The 18,588-nt window shown below is 55.7% G+C and carries 17 protein-coding genes and 1 pseudogene; 8 read left to right on the forward strand and 10 right to left on the reverse strand.

The features are described 5' to 3' along the window. Both ribF and F153LOC_RS21770 read right to left on the reverse strand, forming a co-directional pair. Window positions 1–939, reverse strand: coding sequence for a bifunctional riboflavin kinase/FAD synthetase (gene ribF / locus F153LOC_RS10560; protein WP_102104566.1), 939 nt, complete (start codon window positions 937–939; stop codon window positions 1–3). A 7-nt stretch (window positions 940–946) separates the two neighbouring features. Continuing rightward, window positions 947–1,168: pseudogene (locus F153LOC_RS21770) on the reverse strand (DUF2575 domain-containing protein). A gap of 98 nt (window positions 1,169–1,266) precedes the next feature. Between F153LOC_RS21770 and rpsT the strand changes: the two are divergent. Continuing rightward, window positions 1,267–1,530: a 30S ribosomal protein S20 gene (gene rpsT, locus F153LOC_RS10570; RefSeq protein ID WP_100777693.1), complete on the forward strand. Its 264-nt coding sequence runs from the start codon at window positions 1,267–1,269 to the stop codon at window positions 1,528–1,530. 58 nt (window positions 1,531–1,588) lie between these two features. Here rpsT and nhaR read toward each other — a convergent pair whose 3' ends face one another. The 4 genes from nhaR to dnaK form a co-directional block, all read right to left on the reverse strand. Beyond that, on the reverse strand, window positions 1,589–2,491 hold the full coding sequence (gene nhaR, locus F153LOC_RS10575; RefSeq protein ID WP_100777694.1) for a transcriptional activator NhaR: 903 nt from the start codon (window positions 2,489–2,491) through the stop codon (window positions 1,589–1,591). Window positions 2,492–2,551: 60 nt separating this feature from the next. Beyond that, entirely contained in the window at window positions 2,552–3,730 is a 1,179-nt protein-coding gene (gene nhaA / locus F153LOC_RS10580; RefSeq protein ID WP_100777695.1) for a Na+/H+ antiporter NhaA, read from the reverse strand. Window positions 3,731–3,902: 172 nt separating this feature from the next. Continuing rightward, complete coding sequence (gene dnaJ, locus F153LOC_RS10585) at window positions 3,903–5,048, reverse strand: molecular chaperone DnaJ (RefSeq protein ID WP_102104565.1); 1,146 nt, start codon at window positions 5,046–5,048, stop codon at window positions 3,903–3,905. Window positions 5,049–5,134: 86 nt separating this feature from the next. After that, a complete protein-coding gene (dnaK, locus tag F153LOC_RS10590; RefSeq protein WP_100777697.1) occupies window positions 5,135–7,054 on the reverse strand; it encodes a molecular chaperone DnaK in 1,920 nt (639 codons plus the stop codon). Window positions 7,055–7,348: 294 nt separating this feature from the next. Between dnaK and satP the strand changes: the two genes are divergently transcribed. The 5 genes from satP to F153LOC_RS10615 all read left to right on the forward strand — a co-directional run bounded on the left by satP (window position 7,349) and on the right by F153LOC_RS10615 (window position 12,459). Next, on the forward strand, window positions 7,349–7,912 hold the full coding sequence (gene satP / locus F153LOC_RS10595; protein ID WP_100777698.1) for an acetate uptake transporter: 564 nt from the start codon (window positions 7,349–7,351) through the stop codon (window positions 7,910–7,912). Between the two features lie 117 nt (window positions 7,913–8,029). Next, window positions 8,030–9,280, forward strand: a complete 1,251-nt coding sequence (locus F153LOC_RS10600; protein ID WP_102104564.1) for a chloride channel protein — start codon at window positions 8,030–8,032, stop codon at window positions 9,278–9,280. A 256-nt stretch (window positions 9,281–9,536) separates the two neighbouring features. Continuing rightward, a complete protein-coding gene (locus F153LOC_RS10605; RefSeq protein WP_369804796.1) occupies window positions 9,537–10,538 on the forward strand; it encodes a FecCD family ABC transporter permease in 1,002 nt (333 codons plus the stop codon). After that, window positions 10,538–11,311 carry an ABC transporter ATP-binding protein gene (locus tag F153LOC_RS10610; protein ID WP_102104562.1) on the forward strand — a complete coding sequence of 258 codons (774 nt, stop codon included), beginning with the start codon at window positions 10,538–10,540 and terminating at the stop codon, window positions 11,309–11,311. Before F153LOC_RS10605 ends, F153LOC_RS10610 begins: the two co-directional genes overlap by 1 nt. 29 nt (window positions 11,312–11,340) lie before the next feature. Further along, entirely contained in the window at window positions 11,341–12,459 is a 1,119-nt protein-coding gene (locus F153LOC_RS10615; protein WP_100777702.1) for an ABC transporter substrate-binding protein, read from the forward strand. On the opposite strand, the gene F153LOC_RS10620 is transcribed toward F153LOC_RS10615, so the two are convergent. From F153LOC_RS10620 to tal, 3 genes are all read right to left on the reverse strand, one after another. After that, window positions 12,446–13,747, reverse strand: a complete 1,302-nt coding sequence (locus tag F153LOC_RS10620; protein WP_100777703.1) for an MFS transporter — start codon at window positions 13,745–13,747, stop codon at window positions 12,446–12,448. The genes F153LOC_RS10615 and F153LOC_RS10620 overlap by 14 nt on opposite strands. Window positions 13,748–13,867: 120 nt before the next feature. Continuing rightward, complete coding sequence (mog, locus tag F153LOC_RS10625) at window positions 13,868–14,455, reverse strand: molybdopterin adenylyltransferase (RefSeq protein WP_100777704.1); 588 nt, start codon at window positions 14,453–14,455, stop codon at window positions 13,868–13,870. Window positions 14,456–14,571: 116 nt separating this feature from the next. Beyond that, window positions 14,572–15,525, reverse strand: a complete 954-nt coding sequence (gene tal / locus F153LOC_RS10630) for a transaldolase (protein ID WP_100777705.1) — start codon at window positions 15,523–15,525, stop codon at window positions 14,572–14,574. 376 nt (window positions 15,526–15,901) lie between these two features. Between tal and F153LOC_RS10635 the strand changes: the two genes are divergently transcribed. Both F153LOC_RS10635 and yaaA read left to right on the forward strand, forming a co-directional pair. Continuing rightward, window positions 15,902–17,332, forward strand: a complete 1,431-nt coding sequence (locus F153LOC_RS10635) for a sodium:alanine symporter family protein (protein WP_102104561.1) — start codon at window positions 15,902–15,904, stop codon at window positions 17,330–17,332. Window positions 17,333–17,398: 66 nt separating this feature from the next. Next, complete coding sequence (gene yaaA, locus F153LOC_RS10640) at window positions 17,399–18,172, forward strand: peroxide stress protein YaaA (RefSeq protein WP_102104560.1); 774 nt, start codon at window positions 17,399–17,401, stop codon at window positions 18,170–18,172. A 67-nt stretch (window positions 18,173–18,239) separates the two neighbouring features. On the opposite strand, the gene F153LOC_RS10645 is transcribed toward yaaA, so the two are convergent. Then, window positions 18,240–18,536 carry a DUF2502 domain-containing protein gene (locus tag F153LOC_RS10645; RefSeq protein WP_102104559.1) on the reverse strand — a complete coding sequence of 99 codons (297 nt, stop codon included), beginning with the start codon at window positions 18,534–18,536 and terminating at the stop codon, window positions 18,240–18,242. Between the last annotated feature and the right edge of the window lie 52 nt (window positions 18,537–18,588).

The raw sequence follows: 18,588 nt of genomic DNA on the forward strand, positions 1-18,588 counted from the left end.
TTAAGCCGGGTTCGATAGCCCAAAAAATTCGCGGGCCGTTAACTCATCACGCGCAATTTGTGCTTTCAGCTCATCGAGCGAAGCAAATCGCTGCTCATTGCGTATTTTTTTACGCAGGATTACATCTATATGGCGACCGTAAAGGTCCATTACAACGTCAAGCAGATGCACTTCGAGCTGCTGACGCACACCTGCTACCGTTGGACGGGTGCCGATATTGGCCACGCCCGGCAACGGTTTATCACCCAGTCCGGTGACTTCTACCGCATACACCCCTTTTACCGGGGAAACCTGACGACGCAGCGGGACGTTCGCCGTCGGGAAACCTATTGTGCGACCGAGTTCATCGCCATGCACGACCCGCCCGGAAATGGCAAACGGATGCCCTAACAGGTTCTCCGCCACGTCCAGCTGATCGTCGGCTAAGGCCATACGCACTGCCGTGCTGCTCACGCGCACGCCACCTTCGCAGAAGGTCATGGTGCTGGTGACATCAAAGCCATACTCCAGACCCGCCTTCTGTAATAACAAGAAATCGCCCTGACGACCAGCGCCGAAGCGGAAATCATCGCCCACGGCGAGAAACTGCACGCCCAGACGTTTTACCAGCAGATCGCCGACAAAATTTTGCGCCGTCAGTGCCGCAAAACGTCGGTCGAAGCGCACGCAAAGTACGTAGTCCACGCCGCATTCCGCCAGATAGCGCAATTTTTCACGCAGGCGAGTTAAACGCGCGGGCGCTTTATCACCGGCAAACAGCTCCAGCGGCTGCGGTTCGAAAATCATCACCACGACCGGCAGCCCACGGGCCTCGCCCTCTTTACGCAATCCCTGCAACAGCGCCTGATGCCCACGATGCACGCCGTCGAAATTACCAATGGTCAGTACGCACCCGTGCGGGGCGTGACTGAGATTATGTATGCCGCGTATCAGCTTCATGACAGGCTCAAAACAGTGAAAATCGCCCGAGTATACCTTGTACAGCGGTTAAGGTTAACCGGCGATTGTTGCCTCAAATCAGAAAGCCGTAATGATTTCATGATGCTTAGCTTTCGGAGGGAAAAAATCTGCCCGTTACTGCGTTTTTTTACATCGAAAGACTGTATTCAGCTGAGACAAGCTGGTAGAATCCTGCGCCATCACTACGTAACGTAGCGTCGCCATTCAACGGCGCTTATTTGCACAAATCCATTGACAAAAGAAGGTATAGAGGGCATATTCCTCGGCCTTTGAATTGTCCACATAGATCATATTTGGGAGTTGGACTTGGCTAATATCAAATCAGCTAAGAAACGTGCTATTCAGTCTGAAAAGGCTCGTAAGCACAATGCAAGCCGTCGCTCTATGATGCGTACTTTCATCAAGAAAGTATACGCAGCAATCGAAGCTGGCGACAAAGCTGCAGCGCAGAACGCATTTAACGAAATGCAACCAATCGTGGATCGTCAGGCTGCTAAAGGTCTGATCCACAAAAACAAAGCAGCGCGTCATAAAGCAAACCTGACCGCGCAGATCAGCAAACTGGCTTAATCGCCACTTGTTGTTGCTTGTTATAAAGAACCCGCTTAATGCGGGTTTTTTTATTGGCTCATTTTGACGCTGGCGGCGTAAAGAGCGCCGAGTAGTCGCGGTTACAGATACGCTGCACCGCCGGATGCTGAATCATCCTTTCGGCAAAAATCGCGTGATACTCTTCCATCACGTTGTCCACCCGCCCAATCTCTGTGACCCTGTCATCGGTGTACAGATCGTGCGCGTAAAGCGTTGGGGCGACGAAGATCGCGTTATGCGCTTCGCCAAAAGCTTTCATGAGCGCCGCATCATCAAATTCTCCCAGAATCTCTACCTTCAGACCCTGCGAGTTAAACCAGTTCAGCAGCTTGCGGCCTAACATCGAACGTCGTCCCGGCACGAGCAGGCGTCGCTCCTCAAGGCAGGCGGGAAACGGTTTATCTGGCGGCGGATTGATGCACCAGAAGCTCACGCCGCATTCGCCAATCTTGACCGAGAACAGCCCTTCCTGTTGAGTAGAGTCTATCGGGCAGTCCGAGATGATGATGTCCAGCTTATGCTGGCTCAGCTGCTCCAGCAGCATCTCGTGCGTCGATTCAAAGCAGCGCAAATGGATCTGCTCATCTTCCACCACCGCCGCGTCCAGCACGCCGCTCACCAGCCGTTTAGACAGCGCATCCGCAACGCCCACATCAAACAGCAGGTTTGACTCTTTGCGGTAGTTCACGATATCGAGCATCTCCTGGCTCAGGGTGAACATCTTATCCGCGTAACGAAAAACCAGTTCACCCAGTTCGCTCGGCTCAATACCACGACCTTTACGCTTAAACAGCTTCCCCTGCAGGCGTTCTTCGAGTGCCTTTATCTGACCGGTAATGGTCTGGGGCGTCAGATAGAGCGCCTCTGCTGCGCCGACCACTGAGCCTTCTTTGTAGACGTGCCAGAAATAGTACAGATGGTTGTAATTGATGTGAGACATAGCATTTCGCTCCCTGAGAGTATTGTCAGGAGAGGGCCTCTGCCCTCCCCCTTTTAACTGTTAGGCCGGTTGCACCTGTCCGGACAGCTTCACTTTCAACAGTGTGTATCCCGTGAACGCGGCCAGTAACGAGCCGATCAAGATCCCGAGTTTTGCCCACACGATGAGCTGAGGGTCATATGACGCAAAGGCCAGGGTCGAGATGAAAATCGACATCGTGAAGCCAATTCCACACAGCACGCCGACCGCCGCGATTTGCCGGAAGGTCGTCCCCTGCGGCAATGACGCGAACTTCAGCTTAAGAGCCAGCCAGCAGAACAGGCCGATCCCCAGCGGCTTACCGATAAACAGGCCAGCGACGATGCCCATCGGCAGCATGGACGTCAGGCCGCTCAGGGTGACGCCCTGCAGCGACACGCCCGCATTCGCGAATGCAAACAGCGGCAGGATCATAAAGGCGACCCAGGGATGCAGGACATGCTCCAGCTGTTTGGCCGGGGATTTGCCCTTCTCATCCGCTTTCAGCGGCACAAAGAAGCCGATGATAACGCCCGCCAGTGTTGCATGAACGCCCGATTTCAGTACCGCGGTCCATAGCACCACACCCACCAGAATGTAGATCCCGGTTCGACGCACATTAAACAGGTTCAGCAGTGCCAGCACAGCGATAGCGCCCGCCGCCACGCTCAGAGATAACACCGACAGCTCGCTGGTATAGAACAAAGCGATAATTACGATCGCGCCCAGGTCGTCGATAATCGCCAGCGCCATCAGGAAAATCTTTAACGCCACCGGCACGCGGCTGCCCAGCAGCGCCAGCACGCCCAACGCAAAAGCAATATCGGTTGCCGCCGGAATCGCCCAACCATGGCGAGCGACCGGGTCATGGTAGTTAAACACCAGATAGAGCAGCGCAGGCACCACCATACCGCCCAGCGCGGCAATAACCGGGAAAGCTGCCCGCTGGCGGCTGTTAAGCGACCCAAGAACCAACTCACGTTTTACTTCCAGGCCCACCAGCAGGAAGAACACGGCCATCAGCGCGTCGTTAATCCACAGCAGCATGTTCTTGTTGATCTCTAATGCACCTACGCGCAGCTCAACGGGCGTGTCCAGAAATGCACGGTACAGGCCCTGAGTCGCATCCATATTCGCCAACACCATGGCGGCAAGTGCAGCGATAATCAAAATCACGCCGCCGGACGCCTCATTGCTGAAGAATCGTTGTAAAAGTTTCACTTTAGTTCTCTCTCTAAGACCATACCTCGATAAAACCATAATACCAAGGCAAACAGCTCGAAAAAATCAGATTAATATTGCGGATATACTCGGTTTTGCCGAGTCATTCGCCACCAAAAGAAAAAGCCCGGAATCGCTTCCGGGCTTTGAAAAATTCACACTCGCTAAGGGATTAGCGGGTCAAATCATCGAAGAATTTTTTCACGCCATCGAAGAAGCTTTTGGAACGCGGGCTGTTATTCTCGCCCGTTGGACCGCCGAAGCTTTCCTGCAACTCTTTCAACAGCTGTTTCTGTTTGTCGTTCAGACCGACCGGCGTTTCGACAACCACACGACACAGCAGGTCACCCTGCGCACCGCCGCGAACGGATTTCACGCCTTTGCCGCGCATGCGGAACAGCTTGCCAGTCTGGGTTTCGCCCGGAACCTTCAGGTTCACGCGCCCGTCGAGCGTAGGCACTTCGATCTCACCGCCCAGCGCCGCCATCGCGAAGTTGATCGGCACTTCACAGTACAGGTTGTTGCCTTCACGCTCAAAGATGGCGTGCTGCTTCACCTGAACCTGAACGTACAGATCGCCCGCTGGTGCGCCGTGCTCGCCTGCTTCGCCTTCACCGGACAGACGAATACGATCGCCCGTATCCACCCCTGCCGGAATTTTGACGGACAGGGTTTTGGTCTTCTCAACGCGACCGTGACCGTGACATTTGTTGCACGGATCTTTAATCAGCGTACCGCGACCATGACAGTGCGGACAGGCCTGCTGCACCGCGAAGAAGCCCTGGCGAATCTGTACCTGACCGGAGCCGTGACAGGTTGGACAGGTCTGCGGCTTGGTACCCGCTTTCGCGCCGCTGCCGTGGCAGATATCACACTCTTCCAGCGTCGGAATGCGAATCTCTTTCGTGACACCGCGTACAGCCTCTTCCAGCGTCAGATCCATGTTGTAGCGCAGGTCCGCGCCGCGCGCTGCGCGCTGACGACCACGGCCACCGCCGAAGATATCACCGAAAACATCGCCAAAGATGTCGCCGAAATCAGCACCACCGCCACCAAAGCCACCGCCGTATCCGCCGCCGCCCATGCCGCCTTGTTCAAACGCCGCATGACCGTACTGATCGTAGGCTGCACGTTTCTGAGCGTCGGTCAGGATTTCATACGCTTCTTTGATCTCTTTAAATTTGGCTTCGGCCTCTTTGTCACCCTGGTTACGGTCCGGGTGAAATTTCATGGCCAGGCGCTTGTACGCCTTTTTGATTTCACGCTCTTCCGCGGTTTTCGGAACGCCTAAAATCTCGTAGTAGTCTTGCTTTGCCATTGGTTTTTTCAGCCCCTTAACATGCGAGCACGGGCGGAGAGGAAACCTCTACGCCCGTGCCGATTAATTACCCTGCATCAGGGCGATTATTTTTTGTCTTTTACTTCTTCGAACTCAGCGTCGACAACGTCATCGTCTTTCGCATTGTTCGCGGAAGCACCAGCTTCAGCGCCAGCCTGCTGCTGTGCGTGCTGTTGCTGAGCAATTTCCATCAGCTTCTGGGACGCCTGCGCCAGCTCCTGCATTTTCGCTTCGATGTCCGCTTTGTCTTCGCCTTTCAGGGAAGTTTCCAGCGCGCTCAGTGCAGCTTCGATAGCGGTTTTGTCATCAGCTGGCAGCTGATCGCCTGCTTCTTCAACCTGCTTACGAGTGCTGTGCAGCAGATGGTCACCCTGGTTACGGGTCTGAACCAGCTCTTCGAATTTACGGTCAGACTCAGCATTTGCTTCTGCTTCACGAACCATTTTTTCGATCTCTTCTTCGTTCAGACCAGAAGATGCCTTGATGGTGATCTTCTGCTCTTTACCGCTGTTTTTGTCTTTCGCGGAAACGTGCAGGATACCGTCAGCATCGATGTCGAAGGTAACTTCGATCTGTGGCATACCGCGCGGTGCCGGGCTGATACCGTCGAGGTTAAACTGGCCCAGATCTTTGTTATCCGCAGCACGTTTACGCTCACCCTGCAGCACATGGATGGTTACCGCAGACTGGTTGTCTTCAGCGGTAGAGAACACCTGGCTGTGCTTGGTCGGGATAGTGGTGTTTTTGCTGATCAGCGCAGTCATCACGCCGCCCATGGTTTCGATACCCAGCGACAGCGGGGTAACGTCCAGCAGCAGAACGTCTTTCACTTCGCCGGTCAGTACGCCGCCCTGAACCGCTGCACCGATTGCCACAGCTTCGTCCGGGTTAACGTCTTTACGCGGCTCTTTACCAAAGAATTCAGCAACTTTCTTCTGAACCATTGGCATACGAGTCTGACCACCTACCAGGATAACGTCCTGAATGTCAGAGACAGACAGACCAGCATCCTGCAGAGCAACTTTCAGCGGCTCAATGGAACGGTTGACCAGGTCTTCGACCAGGCTTTCCAGTTTCGCGCGAGTCACTTTGATGTTCATGTGTTTTGGACCAGACGCATCTGCAGTGATGTACGGCAGGTTCACGTCGGTCTGCTGCGCAGAAGACAGCTCAATTTTGGCTTTTTCTGCGGCTTCTTTCAGGCGCTGCATGGCCAGCGGATCGTTACGCAGGTCAATGCCCTGATCTTTCTTAAATTCGTCAACGAGGTAGTTGATCATACGGCTGTCGAAGTCTTCACCACCCAGGTGGGTATCACCGTTGGTTGCCAGAACTTCGAAGGTTTTTTCGCCGTCAACTTCGTCGATTTCGATAATAGAGATATCGAAAGTACCACCACCGAGGTCGTAAACCGCGATAGTACGGTTGCCAACTTCTTTATCCAGACCGTAAGCCAGTGCAGCTGCGGTTGGTTCGTTGATGATACGTTTGACTTCCAGACCTGCGATACGACCGGCATCTTTGGTTGCCTGACGCTGAGCATCGTTGAAGTAAGCAGGTACAGTGATAACCGCTTCAGTTACCGGTTCACCCAGGTAATCTTCAGCCGTTTTCTTCATTTTCTTCAGCACTTCAGCAGAGATCTGCGGTGGTGCCATTTTCTGGCCCTTCACGTCGATCCATGCATCACCGTTGTCAGCACCGATTATTTTGTACGGCATGATGGCTTCATCACGCTGAACTTCTTCGTCCTGGAAGCGACGGCCAATCAGGCGTTTAATCGCAAACAGAGTGTTTTGCGGGTTAGTCACGGCCTGACGTTTAGCCGGCTGGCCAACCAGAGTTTCACCATCCTGGGTATAAGCAATGATAGAAGGCGTGGTGCGATCGCCCTCGGCGTTCTCCAGCACACGTGCAGTAGTGCCGTCCATAATCGCTACACAAGAGTTGGTAGTACCCAGGTCGATACCAATAATTTTACCCATCTAAACGTCTCCACTAAAAATTTGTTCATCATGTGGTTGTGAATCTGTAATAAGGGCGAAACGTGCGGTTTCAACTGCCCAGATTTGATTTTTTTCAGCTTCACTCACTGCGGTTGACTACAAGATGGGGTCGTAACGGCATCCATCAAGGGGGAAGGATAAAAAATTTTTTAATTTCACCCTGCTCAGATCATAGACGCCGAGTGTCGCGGTGATTATTATGCCGCGCCACGCCTGGGAGAGTGGGCGTGGTAAAACCATTTCACCATACTAATGATGATTTTTTGAGGACTTATGGGCAACACTAAGTTGGCTAATCCGGCTCCGCTGGGCCTGATGGGTTTCGGCATGACCACTATTCTGCTGAACCTGCATAACATCGGCTTATTCCCGATGGACAATGTTATCCTGGCGATGGGCATTTTTTACGGCGGTATCGCGCAAATCTTCGCGGGCCTGCTGGAGTATAAAAAAGGCAACACCTTCGGTTTAACCGCATTCACCTCTTACGGTTCTTTCTGGCTGACGCTGGTCGCCATTCTGGTTATGCCGCAAATGGGCTTTGATGCATCAAACGGCCACTTCCTGGGCGTATACCTGGGTCTGTGGGGCGTGTTCACTCTGTTCATGTTCTTCGGTACGCTGGTTGCTAACCGCGTTCTGCAGTTCGTCTTCCTGAGCCTGACCGTGCTGTTCGCCCTGCTGGCGATTGGCCATCTGGCGGAAAACGAAAGCATCGTTCACGTTGCTGGCTGGGTAGGTCTGGTCTGTGGCGCAAGCGCAATTTACCTGGCAATGGGTGAAGTGCTGAACGAGCAGTTTGGTCGCACCGTTCTGCCGATTGGTGAAAAACACTAATCCCCCTTCGTGCCCGCCTCGCGGGCACGAATCTCCAGCATTAATTCTTCTGATTGATACCTCGTTCATGCGCTTTATGGGACACTGTGGCTCCCTCTTTTTATCAAGACGCTCGCTATGATGGCTTACGATCCGTCTCGTACTGACTGGCTGCAACGCTGGGCCGCGCTACTCCTCACCGGGATTCTGGCCGGGCTGGGCGGCATGCTGCTCGCCATGCTGCTGCATGAAGTTCAGCACCTCGTTTACGGCTACAGCCAGACCATCCTCATCAGCCCGCAGACATTTTTAGAGGGCGTGACGGATGCCAGCGCGCAGCGACGTTTTCTCGCCCTCACCGCTGCGGGTCTGGTAGCGGGTATCGGCTGGTGGTCGCTTGCGCGCTACGCCAAAAAACGCATCAGCATTGGCGAGGCGATAAAAAATCCCGACAAACCAATGCCAGCCGTCACGACGCTCATTAACGCTCTGCTGCAAATTATCACCGTCGCGATGGGTTCGCCGCTTGGCCGCGAAGTCGCACCGCGCGAAGTGGGCGCACTGTTTGCCAGCGGCGTCGCCCGTCGTTTACGTCTGAGTTCCGCGGATATTCAGCTGATGATTGCCTGCGGCGCCGGAGCCGGGCTGGCGGCGGTCTATAACGTTCCTCTGGCCGGGGCCATATTTACTCTGGAAGTGCTGCTGGTCAGTTTCAGCTGGGAGAAAGCCATCGCCGCGCTGGTGACCTCGGCGCTGGCGGCGTGGATCGCCACATTAGGTCTTGGCGATGAGCATCAGTACCATTTCACCACCGAAATTGCCGCCACCTCGCTTGTTTTCTGGGGCGCGCTTTCTGGCCCGCTGTTTGGTGCGGCGGCGTTTCTGTTTCGTCGTGTGACGCAGCACGCACGCAGTAGGGTACGCAGTAACTGGCAAATGCCGGTCTTCAGCCTGATCGCCTTTACGGCCCTCGGCGCGTTATCCGTCTGGTTCCCGCAGTTGCCCGGCAATGGTAAAGGCCCGACGCAGCTTGCCCTCAACGGCGCTATCACGCTACAGCTCGCCACCGCGATCCTCACTCTTAAAGTGGTGGTGATCTGGGCGGTACTGCGCGCCGGTGCTCAGGGCGGGTTACTGACGCCGGGCCTCGCCGTCGGTGGTCTGTTCGGTTCAGTGCTGTTTATCCTGATGGGGCGCTGGTTTCCCGGCACCGATATGGCAAGCTTTGCTCTGACGGGTGCGGCCGGTTTTCTCGCGGCCTCCCTGCAAATGCCACTGACCGCCATCGTGCTGATCATGGAATCCACCCGCATGGACCACAGCTTCCTGGTGCCGGTAGCCCTCTGCGTGACGGGCGCGTACATGACCTGCCGCCGTCTGGAAGGTTGATTTTTGCGCACAACAGAAACCACGGCTAAACAAGTTGCGCTATTCACATCATTTTAATTGATAAGCATTATCATCCCGAATATTGTCACCGGGAGCATCCCGGATATTGGATATCAGGCAGCATTAAGGACAGGAACGTTTCGGGATAAACTACGATTCTGCTTTTGTTGCATAAGGTAAGCCAATGAGTTCCCCTCTTGTCGCCAGCGTGAAACCTGACGGGTCAGTGGTGGCGTCACAGTACCGAAAAGTCGTGATGCGCCGCTTTATCGTTGCGGGTGTAATCCTGCTCATGATCATCTTCTCGCTGCTGCTCGATTTTACCCTCGGCCCTTCCGGGATTTCCGTCTCAACCCTATGGCACACGCTGTTTGATGCCGCCTCGGCCGATGCGGGCACACGGGTGATTGTCTGGGATTTACGCCTGCCCTTCGCGCTGATGGCGGTGGTAGTTGGCATGGCGCTGGGCCTCGCGGGCGCAGAGATGCAAACCATCCTGAACAACCCCCTCGCCAGCCCGTTTACGCTGGGTGTCTCTTCCGCCGCCTCTTTTGGCGCGGCGCTGGCTATTATTCTCGGGCTGGGAATCCCCGGTATTCCCGATCAATGGTTTATCTCCGCCAACGCCTTTGTCTTTGCGCTAATGGCTTGCTTCGTGCTCGACGGCATCAGCCGCTGGACGCGCGTCGCCACCTCCGGCGTGGTGCTGTTTGGCATCGCGCTGGTCTTCACCTTTAACGCGCTGATCTCCATTCTGCAATTTGTCGCCAGCGAAGATACGCTCCAGGGGCTGGTGTTCTGGACGATGGGCAGCCTGGCCCGCGCGTCCTGGGATAAGCTCGCGATTCTGGTGGTAGTGCTGCTGGTTGTCGTTCCCCTGTCGTTGAAAAATGCCTGGAAGCTCACGGCTCTGCGCCTCGGGGAAGACAGGGCCGTCAGTTTTGGCATTAACGTGCGCAAACTGCGGCTGGCAACGCTCCTGCGCATCAGCATTATTTCGGCGCTGACGGTGGCCTTTGTCGGGCCGGTCGGCTTTATCGGCCTGGTCGCGCCGCATATCTCGCGCATGATGTTTGGCGAAGACCACCGCTTTTATCTGCCGGGAAGTATGCTGATCGGCGCGCTGGTGCTCTCCCTCGCCTCGGTGCTCTCCAAAAATATCGTTCCCGGCGTCATTATTCCGGTCGGCATCGTCACCTCGCTGGTCGGTGTGCCTTTCTTCCTGAGCATTATTATCCGCCATCGGGGGACGCTGTAATGGATGGCTTGATCGTCACCGACCTGCACACCGGCTATCGCAAAAAGAAAATCATCGACGGGCTGAATACGCCCCTGCTGCCACGCGGGAAAATTACCGCGCTGCTTGGGCCAAACGGTTCGGGGAAATCGACGCTGTTGCGGGCACTGGCCGATCTGAACCCGGCGCAAGGCACGCTGGAGCTGAACGGCGAAGATCTGATGACATTACCTTCCGCCCAGCGGGCACAGAAAGTGGTCTATCTGCCGCAGTCGCTCCCGGCGGGAGTGCATCTGCATGCGCTGGAGTCAGTGATCGTCGCGCGACGCGCCAGCGGCTTTTACGCCGACGGCAACGCAGAACAGGAAGCGTTCGATATCCTGCAAAAACTCGGCGTCGCCCATCTGGCAATGAGCTATCTCGACCAGCTCTCCGGCGGGCAGAAACAGCTGATTGGCCTTGCGCAGTCGCTGATCCGCCAGCCCGACCTCCTGCTTTTGGATGAACCCCTGAGCGCCCTCGATCTCAACTACCAGTTTCACGTCATGGATATCGTCGCCCGCGAAACGCGGCTGCGCAATATCGTGACGGTGGTGGTTATCCACGACATCAACATCGCCCTGCGCCACGCCGAATACGCCGTGATGCTCAAAGAGGGTGCCCTGGTCGCCAGCGGAATTCCGGGTGAAGTGGTCACACCCGCAAATCTGGCAACGGTCTACGGAGTGAGGGGCCGGGTGGAATATTGTTCGCAAGGACTGCCGCACGTGGTGGTCGATGGTTTAACCGCATAACAAGCATCATGAAACGGGGAAGTAAGACGATGAAGAAGATGATATTCGCCGCGGTACTGCTGCTCTCGCCGCTGCTGGCGATGGCCCAGAACTGGCCGGTGACCGTAAAAGACAGGGATAACCGTACGGTCACCATTCCTAAGGAGCCGCAGCGCATTATTTTGCAGGATGGCCGCGATATCCTGACACTGGCGATGCTTGAGCGGGACGATCCCTTCGCCAAAGTCGTGGCGTGGAACAACCTGCCGAAGAAACAGGACACTGAAACCTGGAACGTGCTGAAGCGTAAATGGCCGGAAGCCGAGAAGATCCTTGATATGCAATTCTCGGATCAGGGGAACGTCGATCTGGAGACGGTGATTTCGCGCCATCCGGATCTGATGATCGCCCAGCTGCGCGCGAAACCTTCGCTGACGCAAAGCGGCGTGCTGACTCAGCTGGAAGCCCTGCACATTCCGGTGGTTTTCGTCGATTACGAACTGCATCCGGTGGAGAACACGCTGCCGAGTATTGATCTGCTGGGCAAGGTGTTAGGTCAGACGGAGCGCGCGCAGGCCTACATCGATTTCTACCAGCAGCGTCTGGATCGGATTCATCAGCGCCTAGCTACAGCAGAGAAAAAGCCGCTGGTGTTTATCGAACCGATCGCCGGAGTGGCTGGCCTGGATAACGGCTGTTGCTTTACCCACGCGCACAACGGCTGGGGCGGGCTGGTAGAGGCCGCAGGCGGCGTGAACATTGGCTCGCAGCTGCTGCCGGGCGCAACCGGAAATATCTCGGTGGAGAAAATTATCTCCCTGAACCCGGATTACTACCTGATGACCGGTTCAAAACGCTCGGGGAAAGGAACGGCGATTATACCGTTTGGCTACAACGTGCCGGAAAGCGATGTCGCCGCCGCGTTTAAGGCGCTGGTGTCGCGCCAGGGCGTGAGCAGCATTCCGGCTGTCGCGGAGGGCCGAACCGGCGCGCTGTACCATCACTTCTACAATAATCCGTACAACATCATCGCCATTGAAGCGTTGAGTAAACGCTTCTACCCAACGCTGTTCAAAGATGTGGATCCGCTGGCGGATTATCACGAGCTGATCAAAAGCTTCACCCACATTCCGGATGACAACATCATCCTGAGTTTTACCCCTCGTTAGTCTGCGCGTGCGCCATCAGCTGATGGCGCTCACCGCGAAGCCAGATCCCAAGCCCCATTCCCATCAACGCCAGCGCCAGCACGTACCAGGCAGGTGCCATCGGCGACACCCCCATCAGCAGCGTGACGGCAATCGGCGTCAGGCCACCGAAAATGGCGTACGAGACGTTGTACGAGAACGAAATCCCCGTGAAACGCACTTCTGCCGGGAAGGCGCGGACCATCACATAAGGCACCGCACCGACCACGCCGACGCATAGCCCCACGACGCCGTAGAGCAGGAACAGCTGTTCCGGATGTGCTCCCGCCAGATGATAGAACGCCCAGCTCGACCCGGCGAGCAACAGGCTGCCGACGATGAACGTCCGGCTGGCGCCAAAGCGGTCAGCCGCCAGACCGGCAATCAGACAGCCAAAGCAGAGCATGATGGTTGCAATGCTGTTGGCCTGCAGCGTCACCGCCGGGGCAAAGCCGTACTGTTTTTGCAACCAGACCGGCGACATCAAAATCACCACCACAATCCCGGCAGACAGCAGCCAGGTGAGCAGCATGGAGATCACCACCGCTTTCTGATGGCGCACCACAACTGATTTCACCGGCAGTTCCTGCGCCAGCGCTTTACGCTGCTGCATTTCGAGGAAAATTGGCGTCTCCTGCAACCAGCGGCGCAGGTACATCGCCACCAGGCCAAACGCGCCGCCCAGCAGGAACGGAATACGCCAGCCCCACTCATGTACGGCCTGGGTGGTCATGCTGGTGTTGATCAGGGTCGCCACCACCGAGCCGAGCAAAATCCCGACCGTCAGCCCGGCGGTTAAGGTTCCGCAGGCAATCCCGATGCGCCGCGCCGGAACGTGTTCAGCGACAAACACCCACGCCCCCGGCACTTCCCCGCCGATTGCCGCCCCCTGCAAAATGCGCATCAACAGCAGCAGAACTGGCGCCACAATGCCCATTGAGGCATAGGTCGGCAGCAGACCGATGGCCAGCGTCGGCACCGCCATCAGCAAAATGCTGAGGGTAAACATCTTTTTACGCCCGACCAGATCGCCAAAGTGGGCCATTATGATGCCGCCCAGTGGGCGCGCGAGATAGCCTGCGGCAAAAATGCCGAAGGTCTGTACCTGGCGCAGCCATTCCGGGATATCCGCCGGGAAGAAGAGTTCGCCCACGACGGCGGCAAAGAAAACGAAGATGATGAAATCGTAAAACTCCAGCGCGCCGCCAAGGGCCGCGAGCGTGAGCGTTTTGTAGTCCTGACGATTCAGAGGCCGGGTGTAATGTGACATAGCAAACCTTTACTGGCAGTGTTGATTTAATTTTACAGTAATCGTAAAGAAAAAATGACTATACCGTAAATGTATCACCACGCCATTGAGGCTACAGCTTATGTCACAAATACACTAATTTCAGGAGATTGTTTCGCGTCGCGCGCTTTTCGGGCGAAAAGCTGCTACCACTTGCGGATCGGTCTCAACGTACGGGCCGTCCAGTAACTGTATACAATACGGTACACTGGCAAAAATCCCTGCCACCGCCACTTTCCCGTCTTCGGCTTTCACACCCTCAAGCGTCTCTTTGATCGACTTCGGCTGGCCCGGCAGATTGAGAATCAGCGCCTGTTTGCGGATCACCCCTACCTGGCGCGAAAGAATCGCCGTCGGCACAAAGTGCAGGCTGATCTGGCGCATCTGTTCACCGAAACCTGGCATCTCGCGATCGGCCACCGCCAGGGTCGCATCCGGCGTCACATCGCGGCGCGCAGGCCCGGTACCGCCGGTGGTCAGCACCAGATGGCAGCTCATTTCGTCCACCAGCTCGCACAGGGTTTGCTCGATGATCGGCTGTTCATCCGGGATTAAGCGGGTTTGCACTTCAAATGGGGTGGTCAGTGCGGCAGCCAGCCACTCTTCTAACGCCGGGATGCCTTTATCGGCATAAACGCCGCTGGAGGCGCGGTCAGAAATCGACACTAAGCCGATGCGTAAGGTATTCATATCCATTCCCTTCATAACAATACTGATTAAGGGGAATGATACACGCAGAGGGGAAAATCAGACAGGGGACGAAAGAAGTAACGTGGCCGGGAGAGGCTCCCGGCCATGAAAAATGATTACAGCAGATCGCCGATCATTTTTTCCAGTTTTTCCTGGTCAACAGCAAACTTACGGATACCGTCCGCCAGTTTGTCTACTGCCATTGGGTCCTGGTTGTGCTGCCACAGGAACTCGGACTCGGTGATACGCTCTGGACGCGCTTTCACTTCGCCGGTGTAGCTCAGTTTACGCTCCAGTGCGCCTTCGCTCTCTGCCAGCTCTTTCAGCAGCGCAGGGGCGATGGTCAGACGGTCGCAACCCGCCAGCTCGATGATTTCGCCGACGTTACGGAAGCTTGCGCCCATCACGACAGTCTCATAACCGTGCTGTTTGTAGTATTCGTAGATTTCAGTGACGGAAACCACGCCTGGATCTTCAGATGCTGCGTACTCTTTCTTGTCGGTGTTGGCTTTATACCAGTCCAGAATACGGCCCACGAACGGAGAAATCAGGTACACGCCCGCTTCTGCACAAGCACGTGCCTGAGCGAAGGAGAAGAGCAGAGTCAGGTTACAGTTGATACCTTCTTTTTCCAGCTGCTCTGCAGCGCGGATGCCCTGCCAGGTAGAAGCCAGTTTAATCAGGATACGATCGTTGCTGATGCCCGCATCGTTATACAGTTTGATCAGGTGTTTGGCTTTCGCGATAGACGCTTCGGTGTCGTAGGACAGACGCGCGTCAACTTCGGTAGAGATACGACCCGGAACCAGTTTCAGGATTTCCAGACCGATGTTCACAGCCAGTTTGTCAGTTGCATCCACAACCTGCTGCGCACGATCGTTGCTCTGGCCTTTCGCCCAGGTGACAGCTTCGTCGATCAGTTTGCGGTACTCAGGGATCTGCGCGGCGTTAAGAATCAGAGAAGGGTTAGTTGTGGCATCCTGCGGCTGGTACAACTTCATTGCCGCGATATCTCCGGTGTCAGCTACGACAGTGGTGAACTGACGAAGGGAGGTCAATTTATCCGTCATGATAGTGTTTCTCTTTTAACGTGCCCTGGATAATTCACGCTACCGACAGCCTGCCAGCAGCGGAAAAATGACAGGTTTACTTGTTAGGGGGATGTAACCGGTCTGCCATGATGATAACACGACGGAATGACAGCGCAACCGCAGACAGTGCGCTTACGGATAGTATGGTAAACTCTGAATATTAACAGCGTGCTAATTAACAGCAGGCTTACTCAACAATCTAACCTTACCCTAAAACATTCGCGTTGCAGACAGGCGGCAGGCGAGCGAATCCCCGGAAGCGATACGTCCGTCACTGGGGTGAACGAGCACAGCCAACGCACCTGTGGCCCGAAGCAGGAGGGGTAAGAAGGTGGCATCAACAAGAGGGACGTTAATGCCGGACTATTTCTCGTTTATCAATGAAGTCCTGTGGGGCTCAGTAATGATTTATCTGTTACTGGGGGCCGGGATTTGGTTTACCGTTCGCAGCGGTTTTATTCAGTTTCGCTACATTCGCCAGTTTGGCAAAAGTCTTAAAAACAGCGTCAGCCCCCAGCCCGGCGGATTAACGTCCTTCCAGGCGCTCTGCACCAGTCTTGCGGCACGCGTCGGCAGCGGGAATCTCGCCGGTGTGGCACTCGCCATCAGCGCGGGCGGCCCTGGCGCCGTGTTCTGGATGTGGGTCACAGCCATTATCGGAATGGCGACCTCCTTTGCAGAGTGCTCGCTGGCGCAGCTCTACAAAGAGCGGGACAAGCACGGTCAGTTTCGCGGCGGCCCGGCCTGGTACATGGCCCGAGGCTTGGGCATGCGCTGGATGGGCGTTCTGTTTTCCCTTTTCCTTCTCGTCGCCTACGGTCTTATTTTTAACACCGTTCAGGCCAACTCCGTGGCCCATGCAGTGCGCTATGCCTTCGACTTCCCGGAATGGATAACGGGTGTCGTCCTGGCGGTACTGACGCTGCTGGTGATCGTGACCGGCATCAAAGGCGTCGCGCGCCTGATGCAGTGGCTGGTTCCGGCCATGGCCCTGCTGTGGGTTATCGCAAGCCTGGTGGTCACCGCCGCGCATCTCGAACAGGTTCCAGGGGTGATCGCCACCATTTTCAAAGCCGCGTTTGGCTGGCGAGAAGCCGCCGCTGGCGCACTGGGATACACCCTCAGCCAGGCGCTGACCGCGGGGTTCCAGCGCGGTATGTTCTCAAACGAAGCCGGTATGGGTTCGACGCCAAATGCGGCCGCGGCGGCAGCGTCATGGCCCCCTCACCCGGCGGCTCAAGGGATCGTGCAGATGATCGGTGTGTTTACTGACACCATTATCATCTGTTCAGCCAGCGCGATGATTGTGCTGCTGGCGGGGCCAGTGCCTCATTCCGCGGATGCCGTTGGAATTCAGATCATCCAGCAGGCGCTGGTAAATCTCTCAGGCAGTTGGGGCGCGGGTTTTGTCTCGCTGATTGTGATTCTCTTCAGCTTCAGTTCCATCGTCGCCAATTACATTTATGCCGAAAATAACCTGATATTCCTGCGCATCGATTCACGCAACACCCTGTGGTGTCTGCGCGTCGCGCTCGTCGGTATGGTGTTGACAGGTTCGGTGATGAGCCTGCCGCTGGTCTGGCAACTGGCGGATGTGATTATGGCGCTGATGGCAATCACGAATCTGACAGCCATTCTGCTGCTGTCGCCGGTGGTGACGCTGATTGCCAGTGATTATCTACGCCAGCGGAAACTGGGCGTGAGGCCGGTGTTTGACGCCACCCGCTATCCCGAAATCGAGTCACAAATTGCCCCGGGCAGCTGGGATGATTTGCCACGGCAATAACAGTCATCGATCAAATCAGGCCGTTTTTTTGCTAAAGTCGCACTAAATTTCCTGCAAGGACTGGATATGCTGATTCTGATTTCACCTGCAAAAACGCTCGATTACCAGAGCCCGCTCGCCACCGAGCGCTATACCCAGCCCGAACTGCTGGATCATTCCCAGCAGCTGATCCGTGAGGCGCGCAAACTTTCCGCCCCGCAGATTGGCAAGCTGATGAGCATCAGTGACAAACTCGCCGATCTCAACGCCACCCGCTTCCACGACTGGCAGCCGGACTTTACGCCGAAAAACGCCCGCCAGGCGATCCTCGCCTTTAAAGGTGATGTGTATACCGGCCTGCAAGCGGAAACGTTCAGCGAAGCCGATTTCGATTTTGCCCAGCAGCACCTGCGTATGCTCTCGGGTCTTTACGGCGTGCTGCGCCCGCTGGATCTGATGCAGCCGTACCGCCTGGAGATGGGCATTCGTCTGGAAAACGCCAAAGGCAAAGATCTGTACCACTTCTGGGGCGATATCATCACCGAGAAGCTGAACGACGCGCTGAACGCTCAGGGCGATAACATCGTGATCAACCTGGCATCTGACGAATACTACAAATCCGTGAAGCCGAAAAAGCTTAACGCCGAGATCATCAAGCCGGTATTTTTGGATGAGAAGAACGGTAAGTTCAAAGTGATCAGCTTCTACGCCAAGAAAGCGCGCGGGCTGATGAGCCGCTACATCATCGAAAACCGCCTGACGAAGCCAGAACAGCTGACTCACTTTAACAGCGAAGGGTATTTCTTTGACGGCGAAGCGTCAGGGAAAGGCGAACTGGTGTTTAAGCGTCACGAGCAGTAATTCCCCGTGGCGCTACGCTTCCCGGAGCGACTCGTCGCTCTGCTAAGCGCAGCGCCATCAGGCAAGGTTAATGATGTTTCCAGTCCGGCCCCTTGCCGTGGTTATCATGCTTATCGCCATGACGATTATCGTGAGGCTCGCGATGCTCATCATGCGGGTGCCAGCGGTTGTCGCGCCATTCGTAATGCAATTTCCACCAGTCATGGTCGCGCCAGCGGCCGCCATCCCAGTAGTGTCCGCTTTTATCCTGATCGCCAATCTGTAATTTAACCGCCGGGATCAGCGTGATCTCTCCGGCCTGTACCACTGCGGGAGCGACCAGCATCAGCGAAAGTGCGAGCATTGCAGGTTTCAGTTTAGACATAGGTGACTCCTTCATATTCTTGCCCAACGTGGGCCGATGTAAGGAGATTACG

This window comes from Lelliottia sp. F153 (assembly GCF_002870005.1).
Classification (GTDB): domain Bacteria; phylum Pseudomonadota; class Gammaproteobacteria; order Enterobacterales; family Enterobacteriaceae; genus Enterobacter; species Enterobacter nimipressuralis.

What these genes read in the sequence shown, in the direction of transcription:
- ribF (WP_102104566.1), bottom strand. Translation starts at nt 939, where the DNA reads ATGAAGCTGATACGCGGCATACATAATCTCAGTCACGCCCCGCACGGG.
- nhaR (WP_100777694.1), bottom strand. Translation starts at nt 2,491, where the DNA reads ATGTCTCACATCAATTACAACCATCTGTACTATTTCTGGCACGTCTAC.
- dnaJ (WP_102104565.1), bottom strand. Translation starts at nt 5,048, where the DNA reads ATGGCAAAGCAAGACTACTACGAGATTTTAGGCGTTCCGAAAACCGCG.
- dnaK (WP_100777697.1), bottom strand. Translation starts at nt 7,054, where the DNA reads ATGGGTAAAATTATTGGTATCGACCTGGGTACTACCAACTCTTGTGTA.
- satP (WP_100777698.1), top strand. Translation starts at nt 7,349, where the DNA reads ATGGGCAACACTAAGTTGGCTAATCCGGCTCCGCTGGGCCTGATGGGT.
- F153LOC_RS10600 (WP_102104564.1), top strand. Translation starts at nt 8,030, where the DNA reads ATGATGGCTTACGATCCGTCTCGTACTGACTGGCTGCAACGCTGGGCC.
- F153LOC_RS10605 (WP_369804796.1), top strand. Translation starts at nt 9,537, where the DNA reads ATGCGCCGCTTTATCGTTGCGGGTGTAATCCTGCTCATGATCATCTTC.
- F153LOC_RS10610 (WP_102104562.1), top strand. Translation starts at nt 10,538, where the DNA reads ATGGATGGCTTGATCGTCACCGACCTGCACACCGGCTATCGCAAAAAG.
- F153LOC_RS10615 (WP_100777702.1), top strand. Translation starts at nt 11,341, where the DNA reads ATGAAGAAGATGATATTCGCCGCGGTACTGCTGCTCTCGCCGCTGCTG.
- F153LOC_RS10620 (WP_100777703.1), bottom strand. Translation starts at nt 13,747, where the DNA reads ATGTCACATTACACCCGGCCTCTGAATCGTCAGGACTACAAAACGCTC.
- mog (WP_100777704.1), bottom strand. Translation starts at nt 14,455, where the DNA reads ATGAATACCTTACGCATCGGCTTAGTGTCGATTTCTGACCGCGCCTCC.
- tal (WP_100777705.1), bottom strand. Translation starts at nt 15,525, where the DNA reads ATGACGGATAAATTGACCTCCCTTCGTCAGTTCACCACTGTCGTAGCT.
- F153LOC_RS10635 (WP_102104561.1), top strand. Translation starts at nt 15,902, where the DNA reads ATGCCGGACTATTTCTCGTTTATCAATGAAGTCCTGTGGGGCTCAGTA.
- yaaA (WP_102104560.1), top strand. Translation starts at nt 17,399, where the DNA reads ATGCTGATTCTGATTTCACCTGCAAAAACGCTCGATTACCAGAGCCCG.
- F153LOC_RS10645 (WP_102104559.1), bottom strand. Translation starts at nt 18,536, where the DNA reads ATGTCTAAACTGAAACCTGCAATGCTCGCACTTTCGCTGATGCTGGTC.